The following is a 21,679-nucleotide window of genomic DNA, read 5'->3' as shown; positions in this document are numbered from 1 at the left end:
CCAACTGGCTATAAGTAAAGAGGAATAGGGGGATGAGGAATCATCACGCACGCAGTGAGAGAGTCTGTTTTGACTATATGGATTTTCTGTCCACATCCTGCAAGAAGCAGTGGCGTTTTATTGATGCCATTTATGGTGTGATGCCGATTTTTGGCATGGTATTGAAATCAGGCGCGGCCGGTTCGCAAACGCGCAGCGAACAATTGAAAGCGCTGGCCTTGCAGGTGGTTTCTACCCAGCTTAGCGATGAAATCAACATTATCCGCCTGATCGACCTGGCCCAGCAGCAGCAACTTGCGGTGTTTGATATTCAACTGCCTTATGCACTGAAGGCTGAGCAATTGGCAGTAATCGAAAAAAAGTGCGCCAATCGCGTGGTGGTGACCCAGATCGATGAACGTATTACCGTCACTGCACAACAACTGACCGGGTGAAACCACCCGGTTTCGTGTTACTTACTGCAACATAAACCAGCCGGCTGGCACCGTGGCCGCCAGCAGCAGAAAAATACTGCCTTTCTCCAGCTTGTTCAGCAATTTCACATTCTCATGCCCACGGCGCGCGTAGATAAATACCAGCAACCCTGGCGCATACAGCAGCACTGACATTAACAGATGCATCAGGCCTGCGGCATACAGTAACCAAATCCCATACAAACAGGCGCCGGTAGCGGCAACGATCAGCCGTTTATCCTGGCGCTGACGTGCCACCTTGAACAGAAAGGCACCTACCAGAAAATAGGGCACCAGAATCATTTCCGAGGCAATAGTCAGCAGCGAGTCATAGTTGCTGCCGGTCAGCCAGATGATCACCAAGGCGACTTGTACCGCGCCGTTGGTCAGCCATAGAGAAGCGGAAGGGGCATGATTCTTGTTTTGCCTGCGGAACAGTTTGGGGAAGGCTCCATGCTGGGCAGCCAGCAGCGGTACTTCTGCCGCCATGATGGTCCAACTCAGGTAAGCACCACAAACCGAAACGATCAGACCGGTGGCGATGATCACATTTCCCCACGGGCCGATGAGATCCACCATCAATACCGCCATGGAGGGGTTGCGCATTTCGGCCAGTTCGCTGCGCGGTACCACGCCCAATGAGAGTAAGGTGATCAGCAGATAAACCGCCAACGCGGAAAGCACCGCCAGCATAGTGGCCCGGCCAACGTCTTTCTTATTGCGTGCCCGAGCTGAAACGACAACCGCACCTTCAACACCGATAAACACCCACAGCGTGATCAGCATGGTGTCTTTAACCTGCTGCCAAACCGGCGTGCCGAGTGCAATGCCATGGAAATCCAGCGTAAACACATCCATTCTGAACGCGATGGCGGCGAGCACGGCAAATAAACCGAGTGGAATAAGCTTAGCCAGCGTCGCTGCCAGATTGATGCTAGCGGCCGTTTGCACGCCGCGCAGCACCAATGCATGCACGATCCACAGCAGAACGGATTCGGCAATCAACGCCTGCCAGGTATTACCATCCCCCAGAATCACCGACCCGCTGCGATCGGTAAAAATACTCAGTGCCGCAAACACGATCACCAGATAAGAAACGTTGGCGATCACTGCACAGAGCCAGTATCCCCAAGCGGAACAAAAACCGACCAGTTCGCCAAAACCTTCTTTGGCATAGGTGAAAATCCCTCCGTCAAGATCGGGCCGCAAGCGGGTCAGTAACAGCATGGCAAAAGCCAGGAACAGTATACCGACACCGGTGATTGCCCAGCCAAGCAGCAACGCGGCGGGGCTGGCCACCGCGGCCATATTCTGCGGCAGGCTGAATACCCCGGCCCCCAGCATAGAGCTGAGTACCAAAGCGGTTAACGCGGTAAGACCTAGTTTCTTTTCCAATGACAGATCCTGAAGCAGAATAAACAACTGTATAGGCGCGGCTGGGTTGCAATAACGTAATGAGAATCACTGCATGAACAGGCAATAAGCCTAAAAATTGACGCGAATTTTACGGGGGGATACTGGCAGATGCAATGATTGGATATGCGGGTTTGATAAAAACTTATTCATCCTATGCGGAGACTAAGCATCATAAAAAAGGGCAGCTCAATCGCTGCCCGATGGTAAACCATAATGTGACAATTATTTAAACAAATCGGCACTGACGGTCAGGTTGCCGCCGCTATTGTTCTGCCACTGGCGCGTAACGTGGTAATACTTGGCGCCTTTCTCTGCGGCACGTTTCGCCACTTCGCTGGAAACTTCGGTCATGCTGCTGAAGTGGCCGTTGAAGGTGACTGAATCAAATGGCACCATCTGCGCGGCGGCGGCATTGTTCAGTTCCTGAATCTTGGTGCCATTCGCCAGTGTGACGGTGTAACGCTGGCCGGTAGAAGATTGGGTTTCGAAGAAACGGCCAATATCACGGCTTGGTGAAGCAGAAGAGGCGACGCCAGGAATTTCGACTTTGGCTGCCTCTGCGCCACCGGCTGCCAGCGCAGCTCGGCCAGCATCAGAATCGGCAGGAATGACATCCGGGCTCTGCACTACACGTTTCGGAGCATCGGCTTTATAAATATAGGCGGTAATGAACTGGTTGCCGCCCTGGTTGGTATCAACCTGGCGTACAATAAAGAATGAGGCCGCGCCTTTTTTCTTGGCTTCTTTAGCGATCGCGTCGTTAATGTCTGGCTGGCTGCGGTAGAAACCGCTGACGCTAACGGTATCGTAAGGTTCCAGCAGGAAAGCTTCGTCTTTTGGCAGTTCGTTTACACCATCAAAGACGCGGTATTTTTTCTCTTTGCTCACTTCTGGCGCATCTTTGTGGTAAAGGTCTGCGGTAACTCGCCAGTTGCCGCCGTTGTTACTGCTGTTAAGGTCTTGAATGTAGAAAGAGTCGGCGCCCAGTTTATCTGCACGGCGTGATACGGCATCGGCAGCTTCATAGATAGCATTAAAACGGCCGGTAATCGTGATGCGATCAAACGGCTTAATCGCCGCTGCTTTTTCCGGTGTTAGCTCTTGCGCGGCATGCACAGATAGCGCGGTGAGTGATAACAAGGCTGATGCGATGATCGTGGTCTTCAGCTTCATAAAAAATCCTTTCGCCTAGCGCATTAACGTTTATAAAGTGTCATTCAGCCGCAGATTATGACATGTCATCTTGGCAAATGTCTCAGCATTTTATCTGATGATATGAGACAAATCCGTGTCAGACTCCTTTAGCGGTTACGCCGTCAATTCGATATAAGTTTCAATAATAAAGCGTTTCATCTCATTAATGTTAATTATTCACAATTTTATAACTTTTATGCTCTTACAGCCGCTTCAGACTGGAAGTGGCGGGGAGCAGCATGGGTAAAAACCTGTGATGAAAAGAGCTATTGCAGCCTCTTTTTCACGCAAAATTGCGATTCGTCATATCCTTAAGTGAATTTTTATGTAAAAACTGACCGGTAAACGTAAGCAATTATGGATCATCGACCCTATTTTCAGTAGGTTATAGATGGCACCTTAATCTGCATGCAGACAAGGACAGAAAAAGCCTTGTCTGGCTGGTGCTATTGCTATGGGTAGAAAGATAATAAACATCATCAAAGACAGGTGAGAAGGGAACATTATGCGTATTGGTGTACCAAGAGAACGGTTGGCCAATGAAGCCCGTGTTGCAGCAACGCCGAAAACGGTAGAACAATTGCTGAAACTGGGCTTTACCGTCGCGATCGAAAGCGGGGCGGGCAAGTTGGCAAGCTTTGAGGATGTCGCTTATGAAACAGCAGGAGCGACAATTACCGATACCACGGACGTGTGGCAGTCGGATCTGATTCTGAAAGTTAACGCGCCACAAGAGGACGAAATCGCGTTAATGCGTGAAGGGAGCACGTTGGTCAGCTTTATCTGGCCTGCGCAAAACCCGGAATTGATGGCAAAACTTGCGGCGCGTAATGTCACCGCCATGGCCATGGATTCCGTGCCGCGTATCTCCCGTGCGCAGTCTCTGGATGCGTTGAGTTCGATGGCCAACATCGCAGGCTATCGCGCTATCGTTGAAGCTGCACACGAGTTCGGGCGTTTCTTCACCGGCCAGATCACCGCAGCCGGCAAGGTTCCACCGGCGAAAGTGATGATTATCGGTGCTGGCGTGGCGGGTTTGGCCGCCATTGGCGCCGCAGGCAGTATGGGTGCCATCGTGCGCGCCTTCGATACTCGCCCGGAAGTGAAAGAGCAAGTGCAGAGTATGGGCGCGGAGTTCCTCGAGCTGGACTTTGAGGAAGAAGCGGGCAGCGGCGATGGCTATGCCAAAGTGATGTCAGAAGCCTTTATCAAGGCCGAGATGGCACTGTTTGCCGCCCAGGCGGAGGAAGTGGACATTATCGTCACTACCGCTCTGATCCCGGGTAAACCCGCTCCGAAGCTGATTACCAAAGAGATGGTCGCTTCGATGAAGCCGGGCAGTGTGATTGTCGATCTGGCAGCGCAAACCGGTGGTAACTGCGAACTGACCGTTGCCGACCAGGTGACCATGACCGACAACGGCGTGAAGATCATCGGTTACACCGATCTGCCAAGCCGTTTGCCGACGCAATCTTCACAGCTTTACGGTACCAACCTGGTTAACCTGTTGAAGCTGTTGGCGAAAGAGAAGAACGGCGAGATCGATATCGATTTCGAAGACACCGTAATCCGCGGCGTGACCGTGGTGCGTGACGGTGAAGTGACCTGGCCAGCACCGCCAATTCAGGTTTCCGCTCAGCCGAAGCAGGCTCAGGCGGCTCCGCTGGAAAAAATAGAGAAGAAACCGACTTCGCCTTGGGTGAAATACGGTCTGATCGCGCTGGCGATTGTGCTGTTTGGTTGGTTTGCCAACTCGGCACCGCAAGAGTTCCTGTCACACTTTACCGTGTTTGCGCTGGCCTGCGTGGTGGGTTACTACGTGGTCTGGAACGTCAGCCATGCGTTGCATACTCCGTTGATGTCGGTCACTAACGCGATCTCAGGGATTATTGTGGTCGGTGCGTTATTACAGATTGGCCATGGCGGTTGGGTGAGTTTCCTCTCCTTTATTGCCGTGCTGATTGCCAGCATCAACATTTTCGGTGGTTTCACCGTGACTCAGCGCATGCTGAAAATGTTCCGCAAAAACTAAAGGGGTAGCAAATGTCTGGTGGATTAGTTACAGCTGCATACATTGTTGCCGCTATTTTGTTTATTTTCAGCCTGGCCGGTCTTTCACGCCATGAAACGTCGAAGCAGGGCAACCTGTTTGGCGTCGCCGGGATGGCGATCGCGCTGATTGCCACTATCCTCGGGCCGCACTCCGGCAACGTGGGTTGGATCATTATCGCGATGATCATCGGTGGTTCGATCGGTATCTATCTGGCGAAGAAGGTCGAAATGACCGAAATGCCAGAATTGGTGGCAGTGCTGCACAGCTTCGTGGGGCTGGCGGCGGTTCTGGTGGGCTTCAACAGCTATCTGGATCACGGCGCGCCAATGGAGCCGGTGATGGAGAATATCCATCTTACCGAAGTGTTCCTCGGCATCTTCATCGGTGCGGTCACCTTTACCGGTTCTATCGTGGCATTCGGCAAACTGCGCGGCATTATCTCTTCCAAGCCGTTGACGCTGCCTCATCGTCACAAGCTGAATCTGGCGGCGATCGTGGTTTCCTTCCTGCTGATGGTGCTGTTCGTGCGTACCAACAGCGTGGGTTGGGAAGTGTTTGCCCTGTTGATCATGACGATTATCGCGCTTGGCTTCGGCTGGCACTTGGTGGCCTCGATCGGCGGTGCTGATATGCCGGTGGTGGTGTCCATGCTCAACTCCTATTCCGGTTGGGCAGCGGCAGCGGCAGGTTTCATGCTGAGCAACGATTTGCTGATCGTGACCGGTGCGCTGGTCGGTTCTTCCGGTGCGATCCTGTCTTACATCATGTGTAAGGCGATGAACCGTTCGTTTATCAGTGTGATTGCTGGCGGTTTCGGTACCGATGGTTCCTCTACCGGCAACGCAGAAGAGATGGGCGAATACCGTGAAACCACGGCGGAAGAAGTCGCTGAACAGTTGAAGAACTCAACCTCAGTAATCATCACCCCAGGTTATGGCATGGCGGTAGCGCAGGCGCAGTATCCGGTGGCAGAGATCACCGAGAAATTGCGCGCTCGCGGTATCAAAGTGCGTTTCGGTATTCACCCGGTGGCGGGCCGTTTACCGGGCCACATGAACGTACTGCTGGCGGAAGCCAAAGTGCCTTACGACGTGGTGCTGGAGATGGACGAAATCAACGAAGATTTCCCTGATACCGACACCGTGCTGGTGATCGGCGCTAACGATACGGTGAACCCGGCAGCGTTGGAAGATCCACGCAGCCCAATCGCCGGTATGCCAGTGCTGGAAGTGTGGAAAGCGCAAAACGTGATTGCGTTCAAACGCTCGATGAATACCGGTTACGCCGGTGTGCAGAACCCGCTGTTCTTTAAAGAGAACACCCAGATGCTGTTTGGCGATGCCAAAGCCAGCGTGGAAGCGATCTTGCGCGCGCTGTAATCGAGAACTGCAAGATAAAAGCACGGGCGAAAATCCGTGCTTTTTTTCGTCATAATGGTGACCAATCCTCACTATTGATCGTGATTTTTGTGCTTAATTTAATAAAATCAGTTCAATATTTGTGCAATTCAACACATCAGATCACCATAAAGGGGCGCAATGAGGTATCTTATGTCCCGATTTCATCCATTTAACGGATCCTAGACCCATTATGATTATCAAACCTAAGGTTCGCGGCTTTATCTGCACCACCACTCATCCAGTGGGTTGCGAAGCCAATGTTCGTCGTCAGATTGCCTACACCAAAGCACAAGGCACCATTGCTAATGGCCCTAAGCGCGTGTTGGTGATCGGTGCTTCCACCGGTTATGGTCTGGCTTCCCGTATTGCTACCGCGTTTGGCAGCGGTGCCGCTACCATCGGCGTGTTTTTTGAAAAAGCAGGTACGGAAAGCAAAACGGCGACCGCTGGCTGGTATAACTCGGCCGCGTTTGACAAAGCAGCCAAAGAAGAGGGGTTATACGCCAAGAGCATCAACGGTGACGCCTTCTCTAACGAATGCCGTGCCAAAGTGATTGAGCTGATCAAAGCCGACCTGGGCCAGATCGATCTGGTGGTTTACTCACTGGCTTCGCCAGTGCGTAAAATGCCGGAGACCGACGAAATCGTGCGCTCCGCGTTGAAACCGATCGGCGAGGTGTATACCACCACCGCAATCGACACCAATAAAGATCAGATTATCACCGCCACCGTTGAGCCAGCGACGGAAGAAGAGATCCAGAACACTATCACCGTGATGGGTGGGCAGGATTGGGAGCTGTGGATGTCTGCGCTGGAAGATGCTGGGGTTCTGGCTGAAGGCGCTAAATCAGTCGCTTACTCCTATATCGGTACCGATCTGACCTGGCCAATCTACTGGCATGGCACGCTGGGCCGCGCTAAAGAAGATTTGGATCGTGCAGCCACCGCTATTCGCGGCGATCTGGCCGCCAAAGGCGGTACTGCTCACGTGGCGGTGCTGAAGTCGGTGGTAACCCAAGCCTCTTCTGCGATCCCAGTGATGCCACTGTATATCTCCATGGCCTTCAAGATCATGAAAGAGAAGGGTATTCACGAAGGCTGTATCGAACAGGTTTCGCGCCTGATGCGTACTCGCCTGTACGGTGACGATCTGCCGCTGGACGATCACGCCCGTATCCGTATGGATGACTGGGAACTGCGTGACGATGTGCAGCAGGCGTGCCGCGATCTGTGGCCGTCAATCACTTCGGAAAACCTGAGCGATCTGACCGATTACACCGGTTACAAGCAGGAATTCCTGCGCCTTTTCGGTTTTGGCCTGGAAGAAGTGGATTACGACGCTGACGTCAACCCAGACGTGCGTTTCGACGTAGTCGAACTGTAAGTTTTACCCCCGCATAGCAAACAGGGCCTTTCGGCCCTGTTTTTATATCTCAAAGACGTTGTGTTTTAATCTTCGTCGTCATGCTCATCATCTTCATCCACCTCGATCGGGCAGTTGAAGTCATCTGGCTTCAGCACCAGCAGGTCGCATTTCAGTTGGTCGATCACATGTTCTGCGGTATTGCCGATAAAAGCGGCAGATATCCCGGTGCGCCCAAGCGTACCTAATACCACCACACCGGCTTGCAGATGTTCGGCCAAATCCGGGATCACCTCTTCCGGCAAGCCTTTCTCAACGTGTGTGAACTCTTCTTTGATATGGAATTTTTGTCTTAGCGCCTTCATGGCGATCAGATGTTGCCCACGAATTGCGTCGTTATAAACGCTGGGGTCAAAATCCGGCAGTTCGATGGCGATATTGATCGGGGTAACCGGGTAGGCACCCACCAGGTGGACTTCGGTTTGGTTGACGTTTTGCGCCAGCTCAAGGGTTTGCTGCACCAAGCGGATATTCAGCGGATCGTGATACGGTTCCTCGCTGGAAAGGTTGACAGCAACCAACGCTTTACCACCTTCCGGCCAAGGTTGATCTTTCACCATCCAGACCGGGCAAGGACATTTTCGCAGCAGATGCCAGTCGGTTGGGGTAAAAATCAGTGATTCTAACCGATCGTGCTGGTGCGCCATTTTCAGCAGCAAATCGTGATTGCTGCTCAACACTTCCTGAATAATGGCTTCGTAAGGGCGATTGTGCCATACCACTTTGATTTCAATCGGGACGCCGTCTTCAAGGTAAAAACGGCACTGCTCTTTAATCCACGCTGCGCGTTGGTTGATCACCCCTTGCCGCATGGCAGTGCGTTCATCCGGTGAAAGCAGGGTGGTCATTTCGTAAGAGAAGTCATAGATAGGTAGGAAGGCCTTGATACGCCCGCCATTCCGCTTTACCAGGTAGACCGCCCGGCGAAGCGCCGGTTGATCGTCCTGATTGGGGTCAATAGCCACCAGAAGATTCTGATACTTCGCCATAGGGCCTCCTTCTTACAGCTGTAGATCAACAGTCTGTGCAATTACAGAGTAACTCAACATTGGGAAACAGGACAGCGGCAGAGAAGTGTCAGGCCAATAATTTCAGCGAATTATTGGCCTGATGGGGATCATGCACTGACGGACACGTTAATTTGCGACGTACCGGCCAGCTGTGACAGCGCCTCAGCGTTTTCGATGGTGATGTACTTGCCTTTCACGCTGAGGATTTCGCTTTTCTGGAAACGCCCCAGCAGACGGCTGATCGTTTCAACCGTCAGGCCAAGGTAGTTACCGATATCACCACGCGTCATGGTCAGGCGGAATTCACGCGGTGAGAAACCCCGTTCGGCAAAGCGGCGTGACAGGTTATAAACGAAAGCGGCCAGGCGTTCTTCCGCGTTTTTCTTCGACAGCAGCAGGATCATATCCTGATCGCCTTTGATTTCACCGCTCATCAGCCGCATGATTTGCTGGCGCAGGTTAGGCATTTTGCCGGAGAGATCGTCCAGCGTTTCGAAGGGGATTTCACACACCATGGACGTTTCCAGCGCCTGGGCAAAACTTGGGTGCTTCATGCCGCCAATGGCGTCAAAGCCCACTAAATCGCCCGCCAGATGGAAGCCGGTAATCTGTTCATCACCTTGCTCGGTGATGGTGTAACTCTTGATGGTTCCGGAGCGGATTGCGTACAGGGATTTCAACTCATCGCCTGCCTTGAACAGCGTCTGGCCTTTCTGGATCGGCTTTTTCCTTTCGATTATGTTGTCGAGTTGGTCTAACTCGTGCGTATTCAGGGTAAAAGGGATACACAGCTGGCTGATGCTGCAGTCTTGGCAATGGATCGCACAGCCACCAGACTGGATACGACGAATCACGCGTTTTTCCGGGATCATAGATTACGCTCATGCAATAATTGATATGAGTCAATTTTAACATCTTTTGCGGCAGGTGATAAGAGCAGCAATAACAAGATTAGGGGTATTGTGTGCGAATTTTAAACGATGGTTCCGCCGATTATTCTATAGCTTACTGAAGTTACTTGGTTTATTGCCAAATCGCCTAGCTGGCTGGTTTTCGCTATCGATTGATAAATAACGAAGTAATCTGGCCGTATCGCCAAAGTTTTCTTGTCCTACATATGGTGAGTTTCTCGCGATAATCACAAAATGTGATGATCGCCTTGAGCAACAAATCAATATTTCAACATAACCCACTGCCGCCGCGATACGCAAAACCCGGCAAAAGGCAGTACGCAGGCGGCGGCAAATAATGTTCCGGCTTACTGTGCGGTATTTTTAGCCAATACCTCGTTACCTAACCGGTAGTGTGGCACCGAGTTGTGGCCCGGCTGTTCGACTTTAACCACCAGCGTTAGCACCGCCGCCACCAGATACAATCCGGTATACACCCAGACCACCCCAACAATATCGAAGAACGGCAGAATGATGGAAGCAATGGCTGGGGCGGCAAAATTACTCAGGCCAGCGGACAGGTTATAGATAGAAATGGCCGCACCTTTGTGCTCCGGTTCCAAGACCGGGAACACCGCCGTCATCGGCACAAAGGCTGCCACGGTGATCCCCAGCATCACCGCCGGGATCAGTGCCGCCCAGAAGTTGTGGCCTAAATAGACCGGCAGGTAATAGAACGCCAGGCTGGAAATAGCGCAGCCAATGCAACCAAACCAGCGAACCTGGCGCATCCAGCCGATTTTTTCCCCCAGAATGCCACACATGATGTTGGTGAAAATGGTGACGAAGAAGAACACCGCCCAGATTTGCAGCCATTCGGACATGCTGAAGCCCAAACGGCCGACAAACAGCATCGGCATGATCACCGCAAAACCAAACAGTGACAGCGTATTGATGATGCGGATCAGGCTGGCGAGAAAGATATTACGGTTGGTGAACAGAATGGTCACCGCACGGGAAAGTTCCTTCAGCTTCTCTTTCGGCGTTAAATCGGCTTTGCTGCTGGGTTGACCCACGTTGCGCAGCAGTACCAGCGCCATCACGCCACCGGCGGTAACCCAGGCGATGGCAAACCACAGCGAACCGGTTTCACCGATCAGCGGAATGGTGAAACTGGGCAGATAGCTACCCACACAGCCGATGCCGATGGAATACATCGCCCAGAACCAGCCCATCGCCGAAGAGAGTTGCTGTTTCGGTACGTTCTGCACCACCAACATCACAAAGGAATAGATGAACAACGGATAGGCCAGGCCGCGAATGCCGTAGAACAGCAGCATCAGCGGGTAATTTTTCATCCCTAGGCCAAACAGCATAAACAGCACGTGCATCACCACCCACAGGATAAAGCCGATGCGCATCGCTTTCTGCGGGGTGATAATCTCTGCCACCACGCCGGAACTCCAGGCGGCCAGCGCTGCCGCCAGGCCATAGACGGTAAACACCAGCGCTGACTCCGCTGGTGAAAATCCCATATCGGTGATGTGTTTCGACAGAAAAGCCATCTCAAAACCATCGCCGCTCATGAAAACGGCAATGGCGATATAGCCCCAGAACAGGTTCATCGGCAGCCCAAACCAATGCTTGTGCGTCTCTTGCATAGCAAACTCCAACGTAGGTGTAAGGGAACAGGTTTTTTTATTATTTGTTACGCCGGGTTATGTCCGGCGCAGTGCTAGCTGTTGTTGATACAGTTGTCGATAAACCGCCAGCCGCTCGGTCAGTATCGGTTGGCGTTCACCGTTGGGCAGGAAACTGCGCTCAACGGCCGGTTTATGGCAAACCTGTACCACGCCGCCACCAGTGGCCAACCAGCCCAAGCGCGCAGCACCCAATGCGCCACCGGCTTCGCCCCCTTGATGGGTGACCACCGGCAGATCGAGTACGTCGGCCATTAGTTGCGCCCAATGCTCACTGCGTGCGCCACCGCCGATCAGTGAACATTGTTGCAGCCGTGTTCCCGCCTGTAGCAGCACTTCCAACCCGTCGGCCATGCCAAACGCCACGCCTTCCAAGACCGCGTAGCCCATCGCTGCCCGTTGATGAGCATGGGTTAGGCCATGGAAAGCCCCTTGCGCCAGAGGATCGTTATGCGGGGTACGTTCGCCGGAAAGATAGGGCAGGAATACCGGTGCCAGCCGCTGTTCCGCCTGATTCATCTGGGCGATCTCGGCCAACAGCGTGGTTTCATTGCTGCCCACCAGTTGGCAGAACCAGCGCAATGCACTGGCAGCAGTGAGCATTACGCTCATCTGATGCCAACGATCGGGCAGGGCGTGGCAGAAGGCATGAATGGCCGATTGCGGATTCGGGCGGAAACGATCGTTAACCGCAAACAGCACGCCGGAGGTGCCTAAAGAGATGAATGCATCGCCGGGATTGACCGCGCCAATACCCACTGCGCTGGCGGCATTATCGCCACCGCCACCGGCGATAGTGACATTGTCACCTAACCCCCAGGCGCGGGCGATATCGCCTTTTAGCTGGCCGGAGGCTTCACTGCCTTCGACCAGGCACGGCATATGGTCGCGCGTCAGGCCGCAGGCGGCGAGCAGGCTATCCGACCAGTCTCGTTTCGCCACATCGAGCCACAAAGTCCCGGCAGCGTCCGACATATCAGACACTTTGTCACCGCTCATCATCCAGCGCAGAAAATCTTTCGGCAGCAGCACGGTGGCCGTTTGCGCGAAAATTTCCGGTTCATGGCGGGCGACCCACAGCAGCTTTGGCGCAGTGAAGCCCGGCATAGCCAAGTTACCGGCGATCTGATGCAGTTCCGGCGCGCTTTGCGTCAGCTGTTGGCACTGCTCGGCGCTGCGGGTGTCATTCCACAAAATGGCCGGGCGTAAAACCTGATTATCGCGGTTGAGCAACACCGCACCGTGCATCTGGCCGGACAGGCCCAGCGAGCGGATCAGCGGCCATTGCTGCGGTATTTTACTGCGCAGGCGGGCAACCACCGTTTGCGTGGCCCGCCACCAGTCGGCGGGATCCTGTTCTGCCCAGTGTGGATGCGGGCGCTGCACGTCCAGCGCCTCACCAGCGCTGGCGACAATGCTGCCGCTGTCATCAATCACCACGGCTTTGATTTCTGAAGTGCCTAAATCGAGTCCTAAATACATGATCCGCTCCCGTTATTGCGCCAGCCAGTGGTTAACCTTGTCGATCGATTGGCGCAGCAACTGGGCAAACGCTTCACTTTGGGCCAAGGTGCTGAACAGCTTTTCATCGGCGGCAAAAACCGCCACCGGATCGGCGCTGTTGAACATCTGGTGCACGCTGTCGGCGTCCAAAATGCCGTCCTGATAGTCATAAGGCAGGCCGTTCTGGTGCCAACGCTGCATAAAGACAAAAAATAGCGCTGGCAGCATGGCGGTAGCCGCAGGCACCTGGCCGCGCTGATAGCATTCCTGCAAGGTGGGGGTGATAAAGCCAGGGATTTTAGAGAAACCATCGGCGGCAACGCGCTGGTTGGTATCGCGGATGTAAGGGTTACTGAAGCGCTCCAACACCACGTCACGGTAAGCGGCCAAGTCGAGCGGGCTTGGGGTCAGCGACGGGATCACGTCCTGCGTCACGTAGTCGTAAGCCAACTGGCAGATCGCCGGCGTTCCGGTGCTTTCATGGATAAAGCTTTGGCCGATCAGCGTACCCGCCCAGGCAATGCAACTGTGGCTGGCATTGAGAATGCGGATTTTGGCTTCTTCATACGGCAATACCGAGGCAACCAGCTCAACGCCCACGTCTTCCAGCGACGGACGGCCAGCGATGAAATCATCTTCGATCACCCACTGGATAAAGGCTTCGCCCATTACCGGTGCACGATCCTGGAAGCCGGTGGCCTGCGCCACGCGTTGAGCAACGTCTGGCGAAGGGCGCGGCGTAATGCGGTCAACCATGGTATTCGGGCAACGGGTATGGCTTTCAATCCAGCCGATCAGCGCCGTTTCCTGGCGCAGTTGCAGGAACTGCATCAAACCATGGCGGAAACGCTCACCGTTATGGCGCAGGTTGTCACAGTTCAATAACGTGACAGGGTCACCATTAATCTGTTTTCTGTGCGCCAGCAGTTGGGCGATGGTGCCATAAATGGTGCGACAGCCGCCCAGCAGATCCGCCTGAATATCGGCGTTGTTCTGATCCAGGTTGAACTGGTTATCCAGATAGTAACCCCCTTCGGTGACGGTGAAGGAGATGACGCGGGTTTCCGCGCATGCTCCTTGCGCCATCAACGCCGCGAGTTCGTTATCCCAAGGGATCACTTTACGAATGGAAGTGATGGTTTCGTACTGGCGCTCACCTTGTGGAGTCACGGTTTCCAACACGTACTGACCGTTTTGCTCTGCCAGCGCGTTAAGCAGTGGCGTTGCGTCATCGCGGATGTTGGCTAATGCAATCGACCAGCGCGTATCACCGTTGGCAATCAGGCGATGCAGATACCATGCCTGATGAGCACGATGAAAAGAACCGGCACCAATATGCAGCCAAACGGCGGGGGAAGCGTTCAAGGGGTTGCTCATAATGTTCTCCGTCAAAGTTATAATTGAGCATTGGCCCTTAAGTTGGGCATTTGCTCTTTTGCTGATGCTAGACTAATTAAACTTTTGCCCTTTAAATGGGCTTTAGCTCACAAAAGTGCGAATCGATAGTCCGACATATCAGGAATGCCAGTAAAATGGGGCATCAGCGTTAGAAGGCAGAAGGGTTAAATGAGTCGACACGATAAGAAACTGGATCAGGCGGCACGCGCCGCTTGGATGTATTACGTGGCTGGGCAGACCCAGCATGAGATTGCCGATGCACTCGGCGTATCGCGCCAGGTAGCGCAACGCTTGGTGGCACTAGCGATCGACAGCGGCCTGATCAGCGTTAATATCTCGCACCCTGTGGGCCGCTGTATGGAACTGTCTGCCCGCCTGAGCGAGCGCTATGGGTTGAACCTGTGCCAGGTGGTGCCGAGCCAAGGCATGGCGAGCGCAGGGCTGAACCGGGCGGTGGCGGTAGCCGGTGCTGAAGTGATGGCGCAGTTTATCCGTGATGAACAGCCGCTGATCATCGGCGTAGGTTCTGGCCGCAGCCTGAAAGCGGCAATTGATGAACTGCCCGATTTTGAACGGCCGCAGCACAGCTGCGTGTCACTGATCGGCGCGATTGCTGCCGACGGTTCCTGTACGCGCTATGACGTACCGCTGTGGATGGCGGAAAAAACCCAGGGCCGTTACTTTATTCTGCCCGCGCCGCTGTTTGCCGACAGCGAACAGGATCGCATCCTGTGGTGCAACCATCGCATTTACCGCACGGTAAACGAGAAAGCCAGCCAGGCCGATGTGACCTTTATCGGCATTGGCACCGTCGAATTTCAGTGCCCGTTGCACCAGGACGGGTTTATCTCAGCGGAGGAGGTTGAACGTTTAGCGGCCGCCAATGCGGTAGCCGAAATGCTGGGGCATTTTATTGACAGCGCAGGGCGGCGGGTGGCCAGTGAGCTCGATCAACGCCTGACCAGCGTCAACCTGCGGCAGCAGCCAGAAAAACCGGTGATCGCCTTGGCCGGTGGCGCTGAAAAGCATCGAGCCATCCGCGCAGCGCTGTTGGGCCGCTGGATCAACGGCCTGGTTACCGACGAAGAGAGTGCGCAGGCTCTGTTGGACGATTAAATCCAGATAGCCTGTAGGCCTGAGCAGCTATTACCGGTCGCGCCAATCACCCGGTGGCAGGGCATAGGAGGGGAACCAATAGCGTTCGCTTTGGTAATGGGTATCAGGTTTGGGATGTTACTTAAAACATATCCCAACACTTATTTAACCGAGTTAATTCCTAGAATAATATAATTTTATGAGAAAAAATAAGGTGTACACCATTGGTCTCATGGCTTTGAATTGAGCAATCTTTATGGTCGACCACCTCAATCTAAAGAATTCGATTTGCTTGAAGAGGGCAAATTCGCGACGAGTCAGGCGTGAACACTGTTCTCAACGATTCTGAAGATAACGTCGGGTTCGTCTATGAAAAAGATCACGTCAGTATTAGACCGTCTTAACGGCTGATGCTGGTAAATGTTAACTCGTAATCAAAGGGAGAATACTGAAAAGTTACTTTGGTAATCGAAATGATGACAACGACAGTAAGTAAGGCATGCCTAAAAATTGGGCAAAAAGCCCGCCAGGAGAGTTAAGGTTTAAGTGGATCTAAGAATGAGCTCACAGTTCTGGCTGTAATCTAAGACCGGATAAAGAGCTGTAACTGATTGTCGATGTTGGAATTAACGAGAGCCTTACTAACAGGGATGTGTTCAGAGTGTCGCGATGTTGAATTTCAGAAATGCAAAACGCTTTGTTATATTGGGTGGAGGAACAGCTGGTTGGTTTGCTGCCATTGCCATGCGCCGTGTATTTAGTCCCAATGTTGAAATACGGGTCATTGAATCCTCAGAGATTGGAATTGTTGGCGTAGGTGAAGGGGGATTATTAAATCTTAACCAAGCGTTCGAACGCTATCAAATTCCTGTTGACCGCTTTATGGCTGAAACAGACGCTACCTATAAATGGGGCTTCTGCTATGAAGGTTGGCGGACAGGCAAAGAGGACGACCGTTATTTTCATCTGTTCTCTGGTGGTGGTAAAGCCGAGTGGTCTGAACATGGTTTCCGCCCTGGGTTCTCCGCGTTGATTGACCAACGCCTTCCTCTACCTGCTTATATTCGCGGTTTTCAGGCCGTTGCCCGCAATGCGCCACAGCAAGATGCCAGCCAGATGTTGGCTGAAGGAAATACCGATATTCAAACTTCCTACCATTTTGACAGCTATAAAACCGCGAATTTCCTGAAAAGCATTGCTCTTGAGCGTGGAATCGTTCACCAGGATGCTATCGTGGATCGGGTTGAATTGGATAACTCAGGAAATGCCACGGCGCTCATTATGGGAGAAGAGTCCCTTGATGTAGATTTCGTGATCGACGCAAGCGGTTTTGCTCGCAAGATTGTAGGTAATACGCTTAACGCAGAGTGGATTTCATTCAAAGAACATCTGCTAATGGATCGTGCGATTCCATTCTATATGCCTCATCCGTTTGAAAACCCACTCCTTGTTACACGCGCATTGGCGATGAATGCAGGTTGGATGTGGCAGATACCGCTGGTGAACCGCGTCGGAGCCGGGTATGTCTATAGCAGTAAGCACATTAGCGATGAGCAGGCGTTGGTAGAAATCGAGCAAACGTTGGGCTACAAGATAACAGCGCACAAAACCCTGAAATTTGATCCAGGTTGTTTCAAAGAAGTGTGGCACGGTAACGTGATGGCGTTGGGGTTATCTTCCGGCTTTGTTGAACCGTTGGAAGCCACTTCAATTGGGCAAATGCTGGAACAACTGCGCAACTTTGAGCGGGTGCTCAGAGCTGGGCAGGGCATCGTGTCTGATAAAAGTATCAAAGAGTTTAATCAGGCTAACCTGCGCTCCTGGGAGGGGATCCGTGATTTCCTGCGTATGCACTATGACTGCCCACGTCGCGATACCCCATTCTGGTGCGATGTTGCCGCGTCAGCGATGCCAGATGATTATCGTAATATCAAAGCATGTTGGCAGGAGCGAACCCCACGCATGCTGGATATAGAAAACTATGCCATCAATGGCTGGGGTGGCATTTTCCATGTGACCAACTGGATGTTTGTGGCTGCACCACTCGGATTGATATCGACGCAAGCGGCTAAAAATGAAGTAATGTCCATGCCGCAAGCCAGCATAGAGAAGGTAAATCAGTTATTGCAGGAATTGCCGTCGTTACTTGGCCCTGATTGGCGGTCAAGAGCGCCACAGCAGTCGTAGTGTTTCTCGTGAAAGGACGGCACGTCTTGTGTCGTCCTCAGATTGATGGCAAAGTCCCGGCGGTAACGCTAGGACTTTGATCTCATTAAAGGTTCCCGGCCGAAAGATTTAAATCAGATCGTTTTGCAGATAACCTTCATGCCTGAGCAGCCACTGTTTGCGCTGCACACCGCCTGCATAGCCGGTGAGCGCACCCTGTGCGCCAATCACCCGGTGGCAGGGCACCACAATGCTGATCGGGTTAGAGCCATTGGCCATGCCCACTGCGCGTGAAGCGGTTGGTCGGCCGATGCGTTTTGCCAGTTCACCATAGGTAATAATCTCGCCGCAGGGGATCTGGCGCAGTTGCTGCCACACGGTGCGCTGGAATTCGGTCCCGGCAGTCATCACCGGCACACGGTCAATCACCGCCAGCTCACCGGCAAAATAACGCTGCATCAGCTCGGTCAGGCCGCCGGGATTCGCTTGCTCCTGCAACGTGAAACGATCGGCACGGTAATGGGTATTCAGCAACTTCATCAAGCGAGCTTCATGATCGGTCCAATCCAGAGCGCGCATGCGGCCTTGCTCGTCACCGATCAACACCAGTTCACCGACCGGCGTCGGCATACGATCAATAAAAAAAGTCTGCATGTTGTTCACTCCTCAGGGTTGAGGTGCAGATTATGACATGAAAAAGCGCAGAGCGATGGCGGCTTTCGGACATCAAGTAAGTCATTGGAAAGAGATAGCACATGCACCGTAATGCATGTGCTGGAACGCTATATCACGGCTTTTTACTGGCTACTGGTGCATATTCAACGGGTACCCAAGCATAACCCGATTTCTCGGCACGAACATGCCCCAACCCTGGGAATGGCAAGTGTGCCCCACCGACCCAAAGCTGTTTTTTGGCGGCGTCAGCAAAAACTTTCAGGCGCGTGGCAATCGCTTGTTTGCTGTCAGTATCGAACTCCAACGAGACTTTTGGTTGAGCAAATTGCAGCGAATGGCTATGCACAATATCGCCCCACAACAACAGGTTTTGCCCTTCGGAACTGAACAGGTACGCGGTGTGCCCTGGCGTATGGCCCGGCGTTGATACTGCTTCTACACCGGGGAACAACGTGTCGCCCGGCGCATAGCGCTTCAGCCGCCCTTGGGCTTCGTAAGGCGCTACAGCATCTTGCGACAGTTTGAACATCGGCTGTGCCGCTTCTGGTGCCTTCTGTGCGATCTCCTTGCTCAACCAGTAATCGGCTTCTGCCTTGGCGACATACACGGTCGCGTTAGGGAAGGCCGCTTTGCCCTGATCGTTGATGCCGCAGGCGTGATCCGGGTGCAAGTGGGTCAGCAATACGCTGTCGACCTGTTCAGGCTGATAACCGGCAGCACGCAGATTGCTCTGAATCTTTCCTAACGTTGGGCCGAAACACTGCGCCGTGCCCGCATCCACCAGGATCAGATGGGTTCCGGTATTCACTAAGAAAGCGTTAACCGCGGTTTGAATCCCTGAAGTACTGTCGACAAACATGCGCGCCAGCAACTTTTGCATATCGGGTTCGCTGATGTTGTGGAATAGGCTGGTCTTCAACATCGTGTTGCCATCGTACAGCGCCGTGACCTCCATATTACCCAGCATCATGCGGTAGTAACCAGGAACCTGGGTTTGCTGCTGTGCAGGCACACTGGCGGCGTTGACATACTGCACCACGCTGGCGCAGGCCAGGGCGATGGCTAATAACGTGCGGCGAAATGTTTGGTTCATAAAGATCCCTTTTAAATGGATGGAGAGGAGATGACTGTAGGTGATAATACATTGCGGTGAGTGCAAATTTTATATCAACAAATGCGCTTATCCACCAGAGATATTAATGGGAAGGGAACCCATGCCGTTAATCCATTAGACATCCCGGCATGGCTGCGCGCATCATGCGAATAATCAAATAAGTGAGATAGGAAATCTTATGACGGCCCCTAAATCAGCCAACGATGCAGTCAGTGCGCCACCGGATAACACCCAACTGTTTCTCGGTTTTTTAATGCTCGGCTTGATCGGTTTTGGCGGGGTTCTGCCACTGGCACGCAGCATGTTGGTTGAGAAGAAGCGCTGGCTGACCGGAGCACAATTCACCGAGCTATTAGGCCTGTGCCAATTCCTGCCAGGAGGGAACGTGATCAATCTTTCCGTGGCGGTCGGTATGGAGTTTCGCGGTTTACGTGGCGCACTCTGTGCCTTGCTGGGCCTGATCTGCGCCCCTACTGCGATCGTCATCGGCTTAGGCGTGATGTATGCCCGTTTCCAGAACGAACCCCATGTGCAGCACGTTTTTGCCGGATTGGCTGCGGCCGCCGCAGGGTTACTGCTTTCTACCGGGATAAAAATGCTGCTACCGCTGTGGGGGAAATGGCTGGCGTTGGCGGTGGTTGCTATTTGCCTGGTGGCGATCGCCTGGCTGCATTTGCCGCTCTTACCCACCATGTTGGCGCTGGCCGCGCTGAGTATGTTGTTGGCGTGGAGGAAGCTTTTATGATGGCGGTATTAATCTCGTTGGCGATCATTTTTAGCCAGCTTTCACTGATGGCATTGGGCGGAGGCTTTACTATCTTGCCGGAAATGCAGCGGCAGGTGGTGGAAGTGCATCAATGGATGAGTGCGCAGGAATTCAGTGCCCTATTTGCCATGGCGCAGGCGGCACCGGGGCCAAATATGATGATCGTGCCGCTGATTGGTTGGCACGTGGCGGGTGGGGCCGGGCTGCTGGTTGTATCAGTGGCTAATTTTGTCCCTTCTTCCGTGTTGACGGTGCTGGTGATGAAGGCTTGGAAACGCTTCAAAGACAAACCGTGGCGGCGCATTGTGCAGGCCGGGTTGGTGCCGGTCACTGTTGGGCTGGTTGTCGCCAGCGGTCTCTTGATCACCGAGGCGTCGGTCACCCACTGGCGGCTGGCGCTGTTGACTCTGCTGGCCACCGTGCTGGGGATGAAAAAACGCCTCCACCCGCTGTGGATCCTGGCGGGCGGGGCGCTGTTGGGATTATTGGTGGCTTGATGGCACCAGCGCATCATAATTTTTCCGGCGGTAATTCAGCGCCGAAACACCCAGAACAGCACAAACAGCGCAATGGCGGCGTATCCGCCGCTGCTCAGATGCTCGTTGAGCATTGCAATGTGCTCCAGGGGAGTTAGGACAGATCAGCCAGGATCTCCGCCCGCCACCGGCAGGACGGTGCCGTTGATGTAACTGGCTTCATCGCTGGCGAGGAACAAAATCGCGTTGGCCTGCTCGTTTACGGTGCCATAACGGTGCATCAGGCTGGTATTGAGGGTTTGATCGACCACTTGCTGGTACCAGCTTTTTTCCTGCGCCGTGGGTATTTCCTGATTGCGAGGCGTCAGGCGCGGCGGGGCTTCTGTGCCCCCTGGTGCGGTGGCGTTGATGCGAATACCGGCTTGGGCATATTCAAAAGCCAGTGATTGGGTGAGGGCGTTGACACCGCCTTTGGCCGCAGAATAGGGCACGCGGTTTATCCCGCGAGTGGCCACGGACGACACGTTGACAATCACCCCACACCCTTGTTGCAGCATATATGGCAACACGGCGCGACAACCCCAGAGCGTGGGGAATAGCGAACGTTGGATCTCGGCGGAAATCTGTTCCGGGGAATAATCCGCGAACGGGCGTGCCCAGATGGTCCCCCCAACGTTATTGACCAGAATATCCAACCGGCCAAAATACCGCTGAGCCTGAAGCATGGCACTCTCGGTCTCTTCCCAGCGTTCTAGATCGGCGCTGATGGCCAACACATCGCTCCCCTGTTCGCTCAATGTGGCGGCCAGTTCCTTCAGGTAGGGCGCTCGGTCGATCAGCGCCAGTCTTGCACCTTCGCGAGCGGCTTGTTCAGCAACCGCTTTACCGATGCCCTGTGCAGCCCCGGTGATCACCATCACCTTGTTTTCAAATCGCATTCTCTGCATG

18 protein-coding genes are annotated in these 21,679 nt (G+C 53.5%); 8 read left to right on the top strand and 10 right to left on the bottom strand.

What is annotated here, in order from left to right:
• Positions 1-32 precede the first annotated feature (32 nt).
• Positions 33-434 (top strand): hypothetical protein, encoded by a 402-nt coding sequence (locus tag AC2A1E_RS04275; protein ID WP_484382706.1) that lies wholly within the window; start codon positions 33-35, stop codon positions 432-434.
• A gap of 21 nt (positions 435-455) precedes the next feature.
• On the opposite strand, the gene AC2A1E_RS04270 is transcribed toward AC2A1E_RS04275, so the two are convergent.
• Together AC2A1E_RS04270 and ydgH are read right to left on the bottom strand one after the other, a co-directional pair.
• Entirely contained in the window at positions 456-1,847 is a 1,392-nt protein-coding gene (locus AC2A1E_RS04270) for an amino acid permease (RefSeq protein ID WP_484382705.1), read from the bottom strand.
• 243 nt (positions 1,848-2,090) lie between these two features.
• Positions 2,091-3,041, bottom strand: coding sequence for a DUF1471 family protein YdgH (gene ydgH / locus AC2A1E_RS04265; protein WP_484382704.1), 951 nt, complete (start codon positions 3,039-3,041; stop codon positions 2,091-2,093).
• Positions 3,042-3,567: 526 nt separating this feature from the next.
• Here ydgH and pntA point away from each other — a divergent pair.
• The 3 genes from pntA (at position 3,568) to fabV (ending at position 7,899) form a co-directional block, all read left to right on the top strand.
• Positions 3,568-5,094, top strand: coding sequence for a Re/Si-specific NAD(P)(+) transhydrogenase subunit alpha (pntA, locus tag AC2A1E_RS04260; protein ID WP_459402666.1), 1,527 nt, complete (start codon positions 3,568-3,570; stop codon positions 5,092-5,094).
• Positions 5,095-5,105: 11 nt separating this feature from the next.
• Positions 5,106-6,494 carry a Re/Si-specific NAD(P)(+) transhydrogenase subunit beta gene (gene pntB, locus AC2A1E_RS04255; RefSeq protein WP_473191465.1) on the top strand — a complete coding sequence of 463 codons (1,389 nt, stop codon included), beginning with the start codon at positions 5,106-5,108 and terminating at the stop codon, positions 6,492-6,494.
• Between the two features lie 211 nt (positions 6,495-6,705).
• Positions 6,706-7,899: an enoyl-ACP reductase FabV gene (gene fabV, locus AC2A1E_RS04250; RefSeq protein WP_484382703.1), complete on the top strand. Its 1,194-nt coding sequence runs from the start codon at positions 6,706-6,708 to the stop codon at positions 7,897-7,899.
• A gap of 65 nt (positions 7,900-7,964) precedes the next feature.
• Here fabV and uspE read toward each other — a convergent pair whose 3' ends face one another.
• The 5 genes from uspE to dalD form a co-directional block, all read right to left on the bottom strand.
• Positions 7,965-8,927: a universal stress protein UspE gene (uspE, locus tag AC2A1E_RS04245; protein ID WP_484382702.1), complete on the bottom strand. Its 963-nt coding sequence runs from the start codon at positions 8,925-8,927 to the stop codon at positions 7,965-7,967.
• A 128-nt stretch (positions 8,928-9,055) separates the two neighbouring features.
• The gene (gene fnr / locus AC2A1E_RS04240) at positions 9,056-9,820 is read right to left on the bottom strand and encodes a fumarate/nitrate reduction transcriptional regulator Fnr (protein WP_473191462.1); all 765 of its coding nucleotides are present in this window, start codon (positions 9,818-9,820) and stop codon (positions 9,056-9,058) included.
• 386 nt (positions 9,821-10,206) lie between these two features.
• Positions 10,207-11,499, bottom strand: a complete 1,293-nt coding sequence (locus AC2A1E_RS04235) for an MFS transporter (RefSeq protein ID WP_484382701.1) — start codon at positions 11,497-11,499, stop codon at positions 10,207-10,209.
• A gap of 57 nt (positions 11,500-11,556) precedes the next feature.
• Positions 11,557-13,020, bottom strand: coding sequence for a xylulokinase (xylB, locus tag AC2A1E_RS04230; RefSeq protein WP_484382700.1), 1,464 nt, complete (start codon positions 13,018-13,020; stop codon positions 11,557-11,559).
• Positions 13,021-13,032: 12 nt separating this feature from the next.
• Entirely contained in the window at positions 13,033-14,418 is a 1,386-nt protein-coding gene (gene dalD, locus AC2A1E_RS04225; protein WP_484382699.1) for a D-arabinitol 4-dehydrogenase, read from the bottom strand.
• Positions 14,419-14,607: 189 nt separating this feature from the next.
• Here dalD and AC2A1E_RS04220 point away from each other — a divergent pair, with 189 nt between their 5' ends.
• On the top strand, positions 14,608-15,555 hold the full coding sequence (locus AC2A1E_RS04220; protein ID WP_484382698.1) for a sugar-binding transcriptional regulator: 948 nt from the start codon (positions 14,608-14,610) through the stop codon (positions 15,553-15,555).
• Positions 15,556-16,203: 648 nt separating this feature from the next.
• Positions 16,204-17,721 (top strand): tryptophan halogenase family protein, encoded by a 1,518-nt coding sequence (locus AC2A1E_RS04215; protein ID WP_484382697.1) that lies wholly within the window; start codon positions 16,204-16,206, stop codon positions 17,719-17,721.
• Between the two features lie 108 nt (positions 17,722-17,829).
• Here AC2A1E_RS04215 and ogt read toward each other — a convergent pair whose 3' ends face one another.
• A complete protein-coding gene (ogt, locus tag AC2A1E_RS04210) occupies positions 17,830-18,354 on the bottom strand; it encodes a methylated-DNA--[protein]-cysteine S-methyltransferase (protein WP_484382696.1) in 525 nt (174 codons plus the stop codon).
• 133 nt (positions 18,355-18,487) lie between these two features.
• Entirely contained in the window at positions 18,488-19,468 is a 981-nt protein-coding gene (locus AC2A1E_RS04205) for an MBL fold metallo-hydrolase (RefSeq protein WP_484382695.1), read from the bottom strand.
• 199 nt (positions 19,469-19,667) lie between these two features.
• Here AC2A1E_RS04205 and AC2A1E_RS04200 point away from each other — a divergent pair, with 199 nt between their 5' ends.
• Together AC2A1E_RS04200 and AC2A1E_RS04195 are read left to right on the top strand one after the other, a co-directional pair.
• The gene (locus AC2A1E_RS04200; protein WP_484382694.1) at positions 19,668-20,234 is read left to right on the top strand and encodes a chromate transporter; all 567 of its coding nucleotides are present in this window, start codon (positions 19,668-19,670) and stop codon (positions 20,232-20,234) included.
• Positions 20,231-20,752 (top strand): chromate transporter, encoded by a 522-nt coding sequence (locus AC2A1E_RS04195; RefSeq protein WP_484382693.1) that lies wholly within the window; start codon positions 20,231-20,233, stop codon positions 20,750-20,752. The genes AC2A1E_RS04200 and AC2A1E_RS04195 overlap by 4 nt, the downstream gene beginning before the upstream one ends.
• A 143-nt stretch (positions 20,753-20,895) precedes the next feature.
• Here the strand turns inward: AC2A1E_RS04195 and benD are convergent, their stop codons facing one another.
• Positions 20,896-21,669 (bottom strand): benzoate diol dehydrogenase BenD, encoded by a 774-nt coding sequence (benD, locus tag AC2A1E_RS04190; RefSeq protein WP_484382762.1) that lies wholly within the window; start codon positions 21,667-21,669, stop codon positions 20,896-20,898.
• Positions 21,670-21,679: the final 10 nt, after the last annotated feature.

The sequence above is a fragment of the Serratia sp. HNCC26DJ206 genome (assembly GCF_057180605.1).
Note: the sequence above shows the minus strand (reverse complement) of the source record. Positions and strands in the feature narration are given on the sequence as shown.